The organism is Caulobacter sp. 602-1 (genome assembly GCF_003931565.1).
Taxonomy (GTDB): Bacteria; Pseudomonadota; Alphaproteobacteria; order Caulobacterales; family Caulobacteraceae; genus Caulobacter.
This window is the reverse complement of the sequence record NZ_RRYI01000227.1, coordinates 1-269: the sequence shown is the minus strand read 5'-3', so window position 1 is coordinate 269 and position 269 is coordinate 1. Positions and strand designations below refer to the sequence as shown.

Genomic DNA, 269 nt, shown 5'->3' with positions numbered 1-269 from the left:
CCGCGCACACGCATTCCGCGTTCTCCCCGGGCAGGGCCGCGCAGTAGCGCATGTTCGAATACGGGAACGTCACGACCAGGCAATGCACGTCGACCCGGTCCCCGCCGACCACGGCCCGCGCCATGCCGAAATCGACCTGCGCCTCGCCCGGATGCCACTCGAGCTCCAGATACCCGTCCGACGGGAGCCGATGCTCCTCGCGCCAACGCTTCACATACCGTTGCACCGACGAGTACGCGCCCCCGTAGCCCCTCTCCGAAACGAGCCGG

The 269-nt window shown here is 68.8% G+C and carries 1 pseudogene; it reads right to left on the bottom strand.

What is annotated here, in order from left to right:
* Nucleotides 1-269: pseudogene (locus tag EIK80_RS25985) on the bottom strand (IS21 family transposase); the annotation flags it as partial.